This is a genomic window from Paludisphaera sp. (genome assembly GCF_037189885.1).
Lineage (GTDB): Bacteria > Planctomycetota > Planctomycetia > Isosphaerales > Isosphaeraceae > Paludisphaera.
Genome location: NZ_JBBCIR010000030.1, coordinates 118325 through 131262 on the forward strand (window position 1 = coordinate 118325; position 12938 = coordinate 131262).

The following is a 12938-nucleotide window of genomic DNA, read 5'->3' on the forward strand; positions in this document are numbered from 1 at the left end:
CGTTCTGCCCTGCGCCCGTGCCATTTTGCATCTTGGCCCCTCCTTGCGAGGTCCGAGTCGGTGCGAGCGGCGCCGCGGGCCGGACACCTTGGATTATGCGCGGGTCCTGGCTGCCGGCCGATGACCCGCCATCGATCGGGAGAAGTAGAAATGGCCTCGGCAGACGACGCGCTCTTCGCGGTGCTCACGCCCCCTCAGCACTCGCCCATACGGGCGGCCAGGCTCTTGAACCGGCTGGCATCCGAACTCACGGCGATCGAGGGAGAGAACGCACTGCACTTCGACCACTACCAGGCAGCTCGGTTCAGCGATCACCGGGATCGACTGGCCCGGGCCGGGGCCGACGTGGAGCGGGCCTTCAGGGACGGCCTGGGCCTCGAGGCGTCGATCTTCGAGATCGACCCCGGCGAGGTCTCTCCCCCGCCCACGCCGCCCCAGATGTTGCCCGACGTCGTCGAGCTCATGTGGTACTGGTCGGTCCTCCTCGCAGACTACCGGATCACGCTGGCCGCGGCGATTCTGGGCGCGGCGAACGGATACCTCTCTCGCATTCAGGCCGGCTTGTCGAGGCTCGAGGACGTCGACAGACTTGTGGTCAGGTGCGAGGTAGGCTGACCCCGCCCGGTCTCCTTCCAGGCTTTTCCAGCAAGACAGGCCCCGCGGCCCCGGCCTCACCGGCCCGGCCGCAAACGCACAGGACGATCAACATGCCGAACGCTTCAATTCAATCCCTGGCCGACTTCCTCCTGGACGCCTACGGGCGTCCGCCCGACGACCACCGCGACCCTGACCGCAAGATCAGCATCCGCATCGACGACCGGAATGGATCCGACGTCTATAAACGGTTCTGCGAGATCAGCGTGACGGTCGCCTGCGCCGGCGACACGCTGCTGCTCCGGCTGGACAACCCGCCGCTGGGCCAGGATCTCCGCGATTTCGTCGAGAAACATGGCGGGCTCGTCAAGGAGGGCGGAGATCGAACCGTCATCGCGATGAACCTGAAATCCAACCAGGCCCGCCTCGTCCGCGAGCTGGCCGATGCCGTCGACCGCGTCGTCGGCCGCGGCCGACGCTACCCGGACTCGAATTGGAAGTGGATCGCCCCCCGCGCCGCCAAGTCGCTGAAGCGGCTCGCCGACCACCTGAAGTCCCGTCCTCCCGCGCCACGAAGGGCGAGCGGTGCGGCAGCCCGACGTCGAGCAAGTCAGGGGCCGGTCGACCTGTGACCTCCGCCCGCGCACTCGCGGCTCGGGAGAGCGACAGTCTGGGCCGTCCGAGGAGTGTGGGTGGACTCGGCGGGCGGTTTGCCTGAGAACCTGTCGACGATCAACTAGACCAGGTCCTGGGTGGGGGGACGCGCAGGCGGGCCGTAGCGGGAGGCCAACCCCCCCGCGGACCCGATGCTCGTCTTCTCGGGCACGCTTGTGCTCGACGGCGCCCGGCCCATCCCAGTCGCCTGAGCCCACCTTCCCGCCGGCCGCCACGAGGCGGCTGAATCGAGGGGCCGGTCGCTCCACCCGACGACCCGCGCGAGCCCGCGTCAAAGCCATGCCGCCCTCGGACGGCCACGAACCCATACGCAAGGGACCACCGTCCCGGAAACTGGGGCTCAGCCCGGAGAGCGTCCGGGCCCCAGGGGGGAGTGAGCCCCCGATCTCGAGGTAGAAGAATCTTGACCGTCTCGGAGTTTGGGGCGGGGAGTCCCTGGGGATGGAATGGGATGGCGACGAGGCAGGAGGAGGGTCAAGAGTCACCATTGGTGAAACCCGCACGGCGCGGAGGTGACTCTTGGCCCGATCTTGTTCTACCATCTGCCTGCCCGTCGACCAAAGCGTCTATCGGGACCTCGTCGACGACCCCGGGCGGTTCCGCGGCTGGCTCGACGAGGTTTACCCCGACAGCCCGGAACTCTTCCCGCGGGCGTTTGCCGAAGGCTATCGCCTGAAGGACGACCACACGTCCGTCAAGTTGGGCGTCCGCCTGCGCCGCGTCCGGTGCAAGTCGGGCGGCTCCTTCTCCGTCCGGCCCTGCTTCGTCCTGCCGTACATGGTCGGCTATGCCGACGAGGCCTGCGGCCCGCTGTTCCAGCTGGACTTCGGCGTGCCGTCCTGGGCGTCGGCCCGGGTCTTTGGCCGGGGCGTCAAGTTTTGGTATCGCCTTGAGGTCGCCCCTGAGCGCAACAGCGTCGTGGGGACCACCGCCCGGCGGGCCGAGTTGCCGGAACACCTGCTGGCCGACGAGCACCATCAGCCCCGCGACGGATCCAAGAACTACGTCGCCACGACCGTGGCCGAGGGTTGCTGCCTGGGAGCCGCCCTGGCCCGAACCGCCGGCGCCGAGGACTTGCGAGCGGCCTGCGGCGTATTCGCGAGCGGGGCCCGGGACGTGCGGCCCGACTACCGCCCACGGACGGCGAGCGTCGACGGCTGGGCCTTGACGCATAAGGCATGGCTCGCTTTGTTTCCGCTGATCGGCCCGCTCAGCTGCTTCCTCCACGGCTGGCTGAACATCCGCAGTCGGGGCAAGCTCAAGCAGTCGCTCCACGAAATGTCGAGGCGGGCCTGGGAGTCGTATCACGCGCTGTCTCGCGGGGCCTTCTCCCAACGACTTCGGCGGCTCCGTGGGTGGGCCCGACGACAGGGGATGTCGACGTGGCTCTTGGAGCAGGTCGAGGAGCTACGCGGCCGGTCGCGGGAGTACGCCGCGGCCTATTCGCACCCCGGCGGCCACCGCGCCAGCAACATGCTCGACCGGGTGATGCGTTCGATGAACCGCTACTTCGACGACGGCCGACACCTGCAGGGTGGAGCCGAAGCCCGCGACCTCCACTGCCGGGCCTGGGCGTTGCTCTACAACTTCAGGCCATATCACCCCGCCGTGACGCGGAAGAACGACGGCCGGAGATGCCCGGCCGAGCGGCTCAACGAGCATCGCTATCGCGACGAATGGCTTCAGAACCTCCTGATCTCCGCCTCCCTGGGCGGATTCCGCCGATGAATCGCCCCGCCCCAAAAGCCAGGACACATTAAGTATCTTTTCTCTCTTCCCGGAATCGGTCGGAGACCGGTCGCCCAAGGCAACATACCGGCGATGTGTCGAGCCGGAACGGCCATCGCCCATCGATCCCGCGCCTGGTCAAGGATCCAGCCAGATATCCCGTCCGCGCCGGGGTAGGGACGACATCGGAAACGTCCCCCACCTCGGAGCCCGACCATGCCCGACCTCCCCGCGACGCTCGCACCCCTGGCGCTCTCCCCCCCGGCCTCGGACCCAGCCCCGCCCGACGACATTCCCCGCACGCGGTCCGGCCGGCCCAAGCGTCGCTTCACCCTCGACGAGAAGCTCCGCCTCCTGGATCCCGATTCCCCGCCCGAGGCGACCAAAACCCGCCTGGTCGACCTGATGAACCTATACGCCTTCCGCCGCACCGGCGGCGTCGTCACGCGGGTCGGCCAGGGCCCCCGCGCCTGGACCGCCCTCCGGGGCAAGCTCTACGCCGAGCACGTCGTCCGCCACCTCCTGGGCGCCCGCGTCCCGACCGTTCCGCCCCAGTGGGTCGGAACCCGGAGCTTCGATACGAGTTGTTACGCCGGCTTAGACGTCGACGCCGACCGGACCAGGGAACAGGTCCTGGCCGACAAGTACGACCTGACCCGCGTCGACGAGCGCGACCGGGCCCGGCTCCTCGACCGGATCAGGCCGCCCCGGCCCAAGCCGCCCTTCGGCGAACGGCGCCGCCAGGTCGAGACCGCCATCCGCCGCCTGGGGCTCGACCCCGACGACCCCCGCCAGGTCGTCCGGCACCCGACCCCCTCGGGCGGCCGATGGTACGACCTCTTCTTCGACCGGCCTTATTTCCTGCACCAGTACCGCATGCTCTTCGAGGCCGCCGGCCTCCGCCACGTCCCCGGCCAGGTGGAGTTCTTCCCCTCCGCCACCCACGCCCGCCGGCTCCCCTTCGGCCACATCCCCGGCCGCCCCCACGACCCGGGGGCGTGGGTCCAGTTCATCGACGACTACGCCAACGGCCGCATCCGCCGGCACTCGCTCCAAGACTTGTACGACAACCTGGACCGCCACCGCGAGCGGCAATCCCGCCGCATCCTGAATGTCCGCGAGGCGCGGGCCCGTGACGCCCCCGTCCCCGTCCCGACTCCAACCCCCACCCCCGCCGCCCGCGGCGACGTCCCCTCCCGGCCAACCCGCCGACAGCGGCACGCACCGGCCCCCCATCCCCCCTCCGAAGACGCCGTCGAACGCTACCGCCGGCTCGTCGACCGAGGCCCCGGGTCCGCGCGGGAGGCCGAGGAGCTGATGGCCCTGGGCATCCGCCTGCCCGGCACCCGCACCGCCGCGCTCAAGCACCTGGCCGCCCACCTGGTCTGGTTCCGCGGCCATGACGCCGAGGAGGCGGCCGGGATCCTCGCCGCGTGGGCCCTGGACCCCCGCCACGAGAGCGAGGACGTCGCCCGCGACCTGGCCCGCGGCACCGACCGGGTCGCGAGGCACGTCGACCGGATGTGCCGCTGGTACGCCGACCATCGCGACCACCCGGCCGCCACCCCGCCGGGAGGCCCCAAGCCTCCCGGGGTCGCCGTCCCGAGCGACGCCGCCGGCGCGCGCCCTCGATTCGCCCCCGAAGAGCTCCTGGCCCTCCGCCCCGGGGTCCTCGCCCTGCCGCCGGCGGACCGGCCGGCCAAGGCCCACTTCCTCCTCCACTTCCTGGCCTTCGCGAAGCGGCGCGGGCGTCCCGCCGAGGACGGCTCCGGCTGGGACGCCGCCCCGGCGATCCGCCAGGTCGTCCGCCGCTGGCCCGGCTGCCACCACATGAACTACAAGGCGCGGATCGATGACGCCAAGTCCGACGGGGTACTCCAGGTGGTCAAGGATCGATGGCACAACCCGAACGGCCCCGGCCGCGCCCGCACCTACCGCCTGGCCGTCCCCGTCGTCCCCGAGGGATCCTGGTCCCTCGATTATGACTCCGCCCTGGCCGCCCTCGTCGGCGAGGCCCGACTCGATCCCCCCGGAATTTACGACGGCCCCTCGACGACCCGACCGAAACCCGAGAATCCCCTCCCCGCTACGAGATCCCACGAACATGAGCGCGACCGAAACGCCGACCTCGCCCATGCAGTCGACCGGGCCGGATACGGAGCTGACCCGGCCCCTGTACGTCCGCAGAGTCCCGGAGCCGATCTGGAACCGGGTCCACGAGAACGCGATCAGGAGCCGGATGCGGCTCTCGCATTACCTGGTCCGGCTGATGGCCCAGTCCGAGCCCTTCCCCCCGCAGTCCATGCCCCGGCTCTCGTCCCAGGCCCGGGGGAAGGTCTCGAGGTGATCATGCCAGCTCGCGAGAGGGCCCAATCTAGCGGCCCCTGGGCGGCCCGGCTGGGAAATCTCCGTCGGTTCGTCGAAGAAGTCCTCGCCCAGCCGTCGCTCCGCCCCGAGATCCGTCGCCTCCTCGAGACGCCATCCGAGGAACTGTCCGAGTCCGACTTGTCCCGGAGGGTCCGGATCCTATGCCGAGAAAACGAGCGACGTCGGACGGACCGTCTCCGGGCCGCACCGAATGGAGGCCTCGGGTTCATGCCAGACCTGGGGCTGATGCTGGACGTCGAGAGGTCCCTCCATCTATTAGCGTCGGGCGATCCCCCGGGAGACTGACCCCGCCCTCATGCGAGGCCGGCGGATGCAACATCTCCCACACCGGGCACCTGGACCGTGCGAGGCGATTGGGCTACCTCAAGGTGGCCCACGCCTTCGATCCGGCCGTCGACGCCTACTTGGCCTGGTGTCTCCGACATTCGCGACCCGCCGTCGTCCTATCCCCCGACCCCCGTCTTCCCCATCTCGCGGCCATCGAGTACCGCTTTCCGTCGCCGGACATCTCCCTCACCGACGACGCCGCCGAGGCGATCCGCCGATGGTCGATGTCCCTCCGTGCCCCCCGTCTCCATCGTCCTCCGCTCATCACCCCGGTCGGGGGGGAGATCACCGGCCTGATCCCGGCCGGCGCCGAGGAGTTGGCCTTCCGCATCGCCGACGCAATCCTGGACGACGATCGGACGAGGGCGCGGCCCCCCGAGGACTTATCCGGGGACACTTAAGGTATCTTTTTCTTCGTCCCTTCGACTCGAAGGAGTCGCGCCCGAACCAGGAACCTAGCGATCCGGGGAGACGCCGGCCGCCATCCCCGAGGGAAGGGTGGGTCGTTGGACCGAATCACCGACTCATCGGCTCATCGGCTTCAACGCCTAGTATCCCCCGTCGTCTCCGGTCCACCCGGACTCGACCACCCCGATCCCCCATCCCATCCTCATGGCCGCCACCTCTCCTTGCCTTCGACTCGTCGCGCGTCCCCAGGCACGACTACATCCGAAGACCAGACTTCCACTCCGGAACGCCGGCATCGCGACCCTGCGTAGCGGGGGCCCGACACCACATCCCCTGCACGGGAGCGGTCCCGCCGATGGTCGGCCTGGATTTCCCTGCCCCGGGAAGTTGGGCTGGCCGAACCAGAGAAGTTCGGTGGACGAGGCCGTATTCTTTCCGGTTGGGGATGTCGCGAACTCCTTGGAAGCCAGGCATCCCAAGACGCCAGGCGGGCGAACTTCAGTTGCAGTCGATCCGCCAGGCTTCCATCTTCATCGCGGGTGTCTTCCAGGTCGGTAAAGTCTGATGAGGCACTCCCCCCGGCCCCGGCCGTTGGAGGGTTCGACGAAGTCGTCGTCCGTCGACTGGCAGGCCGGCTGAAATCCAGGGGCGTGCCGTCGAGGTAAGACCAGAGGTAGCAAATTTGCCGGCAAACTCGGGCCTTTTTCAACCATGAAGCTCGGCGGAGCACCCCGCGCGACGACCTCAGCTCGGCCTGAACTCCTTCGTAAGGGGGAGGGACGTCCGCCGGAACGGGAGCCAGAGCTTCGGCCGAAGACCTTTGGACTAAACGGTAGAGCCTTCCCCCCCTCGGCCCTCGGAGCTTAACCCCGACCGAACCCATCAAGAAGCTCGGACAAGATCCCCGTGCGATGAGCCTTCTGCCGTGTTTCCGGAGGATTTGTCCGAGCGTCTCAGCAGTCGCGGCGATCCGAGCACGCCCCCTCGGCACAGCGGACCGCATGCAGCTCTCTGTGGCCGCTTACGCCACCAGACCTCTCGCCCCCCGCGAACAGTCGAGAAGACGGCCTGCTCGGTGCCGACGTGTCACCTCGTCCGTAACGCCCAGGGACGGTCCTCGCCCCTCGGGACGGCCTCCTTCGAGCCCGTAGCCATACACCCCGCTGAAGAAGTCGCCAGACGGTCTCGAAGTGCCGCCTCGGGCGAGAGGCGCCACGACCACAATCAGACCTTTCGGCGAGTTGCAGCCGCGATATCCCCGCCAGAATACCACCTTGAACCGAGGTAGGAGTCGCAGGGAGAGGTGGTCGAGCACAACGCTCCGCCGAACTCGACCTCGACATTTAAATCAGGAATGAACATGAAACCCGATTCCAACAGCATCGATGTCCAGGCCAGCGGTCGGTACCTCGACCTCCAGCAGGATCCCGCCCGGAATGCCGACGAGATCCTGGCCGTCGAGATGATCGGCGAGCTCGACGGTCCGATCGAGGTCCGCCTCGATCGTTCGGTCGTCCAACTCGCCGGGTGGCGTCCCGGCGACGCCGTCGCCCTGGAGGCCTCCGACCCCCACCCCGAGACCGGCGTCGGCCGGATCGTCATCCGTCCGGCCCGCGACGGCGAGTCGGGTGATTTGATCGGCGAGTTCGATCGTCTGGCCCGCCGCGACGACCGGTCCGTCGACCTGTGCGAGATCCACGGGCCATGCTTCTCGTGGCAGGCCCCCAAGCCCTGGCGGGAGACCTTCTTCCCTGGGACGCACGATCTCGCTGCCACCGACACCACCTTCCCGACGGGACGGACCTGGCTCCTCTCGGAGCTGGAAATCAGCCCGGGCCGGGTGGAGATTTCCGTCGAGCCGGCGGGGACCGCTCCCTGAGACGGCCCGCCCGTCCGTCCGGGCTCAAGATCCATCGGCTCTCGGGCCGGTGGATCTCCAGGCCCGAGAGCCGGGAGGAGCCTCCCGCCTCGACACGGCGCGAGGCGTCAAGTCGAATACCAGGGAGTCGGCGGCGTCGACGGCCCCTTAACGGGATCGCCGCTCGACTCAGGAGGGGACTCGTTGGATCGTCACCCGGGCCGGTAGAGGCGCATCCGTGATCGTCAGACGGATGCCCTGACGGTCCAGCATATCTCTGACTTCCTCCAAGGCGGCTGGGAAGCGTGGGAAGCCCCCCTCGCCCATCCAGGGCAATGGGGGATCGGCGGCGGCTCTTTTCCTCCGGTCGAGAGCAGCGCGCTTCCGACATTCCTGTTCCGCTTGGCATTTGGCGCGGGCGATCTCATGCAATCTCTTGAGCGTCCCTTCAAGAAACTGTCCTCGCCGCTCCGCCATGATGGCGAGGAGCAAGTCGGCCAAGATTTCTTGCGGCGTCCGATTCTTGAACTTGTCCGAATCATCAGGGGGCGGCATGCAGTCTCCCGTGAAAAACAATTTGAAAGTGATGCAGATTAATTTAAAAAAATCGGCCTCGTCGGCGCTGCCACGTCATGGGATCGGCATGAGCGGGCCGAGACTCGATGAAGAAATCGTGATTGAAACAGGCCGCCGTTTCAACCGAATTCGTCAGTCACTCCAAATCCTCGCATCTCCCGCATCGCCGCAACTCGACGGCCCGGTTCAGGCAGGCTCACTCCTGAAACGGTCCAGGTCCGTCTCCCCCGGCCGCGGGCCATGCAGTGGATTTCCCCTTCGCCATATGTATTGATATTGACACGGTGGTCGCAAGGGCCCCCGTGCACTGCGTTCGACGTGACCATCCTTCCTTTAGCCTGTATGTCGAGCCGTTATCGCTAGCCTGGCGCCGTCGAACGGGGATGAAACGACGCGTAATCCAGGTTTTGAGACTGCCTGGCGAGGTCGAATCGGGAAGCGTCCGCCCGGCACGCCCGCCATGCGGGTCCGGGCCGCCGGTCATCTTCGCAGCCTTCCGTACCGCCGCGGGAGAGGCGGCTAAACACGGCGGCGCGGTGATGCTGCGGCGGTCGAAGGTTCTGGAGCAGGGCCCCGATGAGATGATTCCACCGGCTTGGGCCGCAAAGAGTCGCGCTCAGGCTGACCGGCACGCACGCCTCCCTGGCGCGTCTCGGACACGCTCGATGGGTCCCTTGCCGCCACCAAGACGCATGTGGAATATGGTGCCCATTCCATGCGAACATATCTCAAAATTTGATTATTTAGACCTTTGGGACGACTTCGCCGTCGGGCCAATCCGAGGGGGAGTCCGTCCGCTTCTCACGCACGTGGCCGGCGACTTCGCCGACTCCACTACATAGGCGAGCGTCTGGACGTGCTCTCCCCGGCGGCCCCCGCGCGACCGCGCCTCTACGCCTGCCCCAGACCCCAAGACGCGCCCGCCATGATGCGCCACCGCCGCCCTGACCGAATCCCCGACCGTCGGGATCTGGCCGACCCGCGACGGCGAAGTCGCGTGCCTGCCTACATGTCGCTCGGCACTCGAGCTTCACGCCCTCAGGGTCGACAGCCGGCCAGAACCTGATGGTCATGCGGATCCTCCGGTCCAGCCTCCCGCATGTCTTGGAGGCCCTCGTCCTCCGGGGCGACGGTGGCCCGCCCGAGCCCGCGGGCGGTAGGCAATCGGACGCAACTTGGCGAGTGTACGTCCCTGCCTCCCCTTAAGCAGGTCGCCGCCCGCCTCGGGTCGTGGCCTTCGCCGAAGCCACGGCGTCCTCACCCCCTAGCGGGGTACGTCGGGAGGCCGACGGGCTGCCGGATCAAAGGAGCCGTGAATGCGAACGCTGACCGAACTCAAAACTGAATGCATCGCCCTCGAACTCGCCGTCTCGACGCCTGGAGGGCGGGCCGGCAAGCGGCCGTACATGGCCGCCCTCCGCGATCACTTCTGGAAGTCTCGGCATCCCAATGAGCCTCTCCCCGCGCAGATCATGCCCATGCTCCTGGGGTCGTGGGACGACCTAGCACCCGCCGAGGCGGCGGCCATCGAGCGGGATCAGAAAGCCTGGTGCGTCCAGGAGAAGAAGGACGGCGTCCGGGCCCTCCTGCACGTCGGGCGAGACGGCGTCCGGATCACCGGCCGAACGATCTCGCAGGTCAGCTACCGCCTGTCGGAGTTCCAGGCCAACCTCCCCCACCTCGCCGCCGGCTACGATCGCCTGGCCGGGACCGTCCTGGACGGCGAACTCGTCTGCCCCGTCGCCGGGATCGACACCGGCAGAACCATAACGGCCCATCCCCTCCAGGCCGCCGTCGCGGTCCTCTCCGCCAGCCCCGAAAAGGCCCGGCTCATCCAAGCTCGCCAGCAGGCCCGCCTGCGGTTCCACGCCTTCGACCTGCTCTCCCACCTGGGCCGGGACGTCACGCACCTCCCGCTTTACGACCGGCTTGAGTTGCTCCGTCGAGCCGCGGAGGCCGCCGACAATCCCCACCTGGAGGTCGTCCCGACGTACGTCGCGGACAAGGCCGCCGTCCACGACCGCATCGTCGAGTCCGGGGGGGAGGGGACCGTCTGGAAGCGGATGGATTCACCTTACGAGCCCGGCGGGCGATCCCGCCTCTGGCTCAAGCGGAAGGCCGAGCTGACCGTCGAGGCCGTCGTCATCGGGTCCAAAGCCGGAACCCCCGGCAAGGGTCACGAGGGCCTAATCGGGGCCGTCGAGTTCGGCCGTCGAGGGCCCGACGGGGTCCTGAGGCCGATCGCATGGGTCTCCGCCTGGTCGGACGACGAACGTCGCTCGATGACCCTGATCGGACCGTCCGGCGAACCCCGGCTCGCCCCTTCGTACCTTGGACGCCGGGCGCGGATCATCGGCCAGGACCATGCTGCCAGGTCGGGGCGGTTACGTCACGCTCGACTGAAGTTGTGGATCATTGGAGGCGGGTAGCAGTCTTCATCGGTGTGGAGCCTGCTCCGGACTCGCGTTTGTAGTTTGGGACGCGGGAATTGCATCCATGTCCTTGGTTTTCCAAATGATTCTCCCAAAACGACTTGCGACGAGAGCCGGGAGGCCTGCCTGCACATTGCCTGCACGGACGTGGCACTTCGTGAGCTTGTCGTAAAGTGGCCCCACCTGTCGCCTTTCGTCAGGGCCGCGATCATGGAACTAGCCCGGACCGGGGAAGTATCAGGACGGGGGTTGGAGGCGAGGTGAATTGAACCTGTGTCGTGAGATCATTCGCCCGCGGCCGTCCAAGGCGACCCGGTTTCCTCCTGTGGGGTAAGCTATGGGTGAGTCGTCGAGTGGAAGCTGGCAACTGCCCGAGATCTGCATGAGGTCGTGGATTGGCGACCCGTTGCCTCCGGCGGATTGGGCTGTAAGATATTAGATTTGGCGGTATCGTGTCGGCGGGGGGCTCCCGCTCATCCGGCGGCTCCTTTGGCAGCTGCCACGGCACCAAGGAGGACTCACTCAGGGGGCAGACACGGCCCAGCAGAGTCGATGAGTCGACTCCTCGACCTGTTCAAGGAGCATGATTGCGTGCCTGCTCTCACCCAGACCCGAGTCAACCCAGATCAGGTGCTTCGTAGCCGACTGGAAGGCCTATCGGCCTCCGACCGGGAGTATTGGGCTTTTCGCGGCAACTCCCGACGCGGCCATGCCCACGCCCTCTTTCAGTATCCCGCAATGATGGTTCCCCAGATGCAGGGGGAGCTGATTCGGGCGGTCATCGCGGCTAGACCTGGAGTGACGAGCGCCTTCGATCCGTTCGTCGGCTCGGGTACTACCCTGACCGAGTCGATGATCCACGGCTTTCGTTTCACCGGTTGGGACATCAACCCTCTCGCGATTCTCTTGTGCTTGACGAAGGCTGGTCCGTTCTATCCGGCGGCATTGGCCAAGAAGTTCCGCGAAATCATGAGGCAGGTTGACGCTGATCGGTCAACCGAGTTGGAAACCGAGTTACCAAGACTCGAGAAATGGTTTCGGCGGGATGTGGCCGTGGATCTGTCACGAATTCGGCGAGCGGTACGGAGCGAAGGGGCAATCTGGGCGCGACGCTTCTTCTGGGTAGCCCTAGCCGAAGCCGCCCGTCTGTCGTGCAACTCCCGTACGTCGACTTTCAAGCTCCATCTCCGATCGAAGCAGGATCTGCTCTCGCACCGGCCTTCACCGTTGCAGATCTTCGAGGAAGCGGTCGAGCGAAACATCCGGCACTTCGAAACCCAATGCTCACTCCTGAAAGAAAGCACGCTGATCACCAGAGGACGTTACATACATCCGATTCAGATCCGCTTAAGGGATGCCACGAAGCAGCAGCACAACCCGAATCCCACTTCAGGGCACGACCTGCTCATATCATCTCCCCCATATGGAGATAATAAGTCAACCGTGCCGTACGGACAGTATTCCTACCTCCCCCTGAACTGGATCGATGGAGAAGACATCGTAGAGAACTGGGATAGCGGTTGGCTCAAGAGCACGCACGAGATCGATACGAGGAGTCTCGGCGGTGTGCTCGCAAGGAACGTGGACCCTATTGGAGAGCTAAGCGCGCTATCACCGGCCTTTCGCGGCGTAGAGTCGGCGCTCAAGACATATCCTCGCGATCGGATAAAACGGGTTGGCATCTTCTGTCGAGATCTCAATCGCTGCCTGAATCCGATCCTGGATGAAATGAGGCCCGGAGCCTATTTGGTCTGGACTGTGGGAAATCGCCGCGTCGGGGGGGTGAGTATTCCGCTCGATCGAATCCTGACTGATCTGCTGACAGCTAGGGGCTGTCAGCAGGTGGCCGAGCTTGGGCGACGCATTGTGTCTAAGCGGATGGCAGTCAAAAACAGCGTCACCGATACCATGCGGGCAGAATCCGTGCTGGTGTTCCGGAAGTAAGGAGGGAA

8 protein-coding genes are annotated in these 12938 nt (G+C 66.8%); 7 read left to right on the top strand and 1 reads right to left on the bottom strand.

All coding sequences use genetic code 11. The features are described from left to right. The first annotated feature begins 150 nt into the window (after positions 1–150). The 5 genes from WG209_RS11035 (at position 151) to WG209_RS11055 (ending at position 7999) form a co-directional block, all read left to right on the top strand. Positions 151–615, top strand: coding sequence for a hypothetical protein (locus WG209_RS11035; protein ID WP_337175094.1), 465 nt, complete (start codon positions 151–153; stop codon positions 613–615). 92 nt (positions 616–707) lie between these two features. Then, positions 708–1226, top strand: coding sequence for a hypothetical protein (locus WG209_RS11040; RefSeq protein WP_337175095.1), 519 nt, complete (start codon positions 708–710; stop codon positions 1224–1226). A gap of 562 nt (positions 1227–1788) precedes the next feature. Further along, positions 1789–2997, top strand: coding sequence for a hypothetical protein (locus WG209_RS11045; RefSeq protein WP_337175096.1), 1209 nt, complete (start codon positions 1789–1791; stop codon positions 2995–2997). A 216-nt stretch (positions 2998–3213) separates the two neighbouring features. Further along, on the top strand, positions 3214–5670 hold the full coding sequence (locus tag WG209_RS11050; protein ID WP_337175097.1) for a hypothetical protein: 2457 nt from the start codon (positions 3214–3216) through the stop codon (positions 5668–5670). Positions 5671–7480: 1810 nt separating this feature from the next. Then, positions 7481–7999, top strand: a complete 519-nt coding sequence (locus WG209_RS11055; RefSeq protein ID WP_337175098.1) for a hypothetical protein — start codon at positions 7481–7483, stop codon at positions 7997–7999. Between the two features lie 168 nt (positions 8000–8167). Here WG209_RS11055 and WG209_RS11060 read toward each other — a convergent pair whose 3' ends face one another. Then, a complete protein-coding gene (locus WG209_RS11060) occupies positions 8168–8533 on the bottom strand; it encodes a hypothetical protein (protein WP_337175099.1) in 366 nt (121 codons plus the stop codon). 1337 nt (positions 8534–9870) lie between these two features. Here WG209_RS11060 and WG209_RS11065 point away from each other — a divergent pair. Both WG209_RS11065 and WG209_RS11070 read left to right on the top strand, forming a co-directional pair. Beyond that, positions 9871–10983: a hypothetical protein gene (locus WG209_RS11065; protein WP_337175100.1), complete on the top strand. Its 1113-nt coding sequence runs from the start codon at positions 9871–9873 to the stop codon at positions 10981–10983. Between the two features lie 555 nt (positions 10984–11538). Then, on the top strand, positions 11539–12930 hold the full coding sequence (locus tag WG209_RS11070) for a hypothetical protein (RefSeq protein WP_337175101.1): 1392 nt from the start codon (positions 11539–11541) through the stop codon (positions 12928–12930). Positions 12931–12938: the final 8 nt, after the last annotated feature.

Coding starts and splice junctions, on each gene's coding strand:
- WG209_RS11035 (WP_337175094.1), top strand. CDS start 151: ATGGCCTCGGCAGACGACGCGCTCTTCGCGGTGCTCACGCCCCCTCAG.
- WG209_RS11040 (WP_337175095.1), top strand. CDS start 708: ATGCCGAACGCTTCAATTCAATCCCTGGCCGACTTCCTCCTGGACGCC.
- WG209_RS11050 (WP_337175097.1), top strand. CDS start 3,214: ATGCCCGACCTCCCCGCGACGCTCGCACCCCTGGCGCTCTCCCCCCCG.
- WG209_RS11055 (WP_337175098.1), top strand. CDS start 7,481: ATGAAACCCGATTCCAACAGCATCGATGTCCAGGCCAGCGGTCGGTAC.
- WG209_RS11060 (WP_337175099.1), bottom strand. CDS start 8,533: ATGCCGCCCCCTGATGATTCGGACAAGTTCAAGAATCGGACGCCGCAA.
- WG209_RS11065 (WP_337175100.1), top strand. CDS start 9,871: ATGCGAACGCTGACCGAACTCAAAACTGAATGCATCGCCCTCGAACTC.
- WG209_RS11070 (WP_337175101.1), top strand. CDS start 11,539: ATGAGTCGACTCCTCGACCTGTTCAAGGAGCATGATTGCGTGCCTGCT.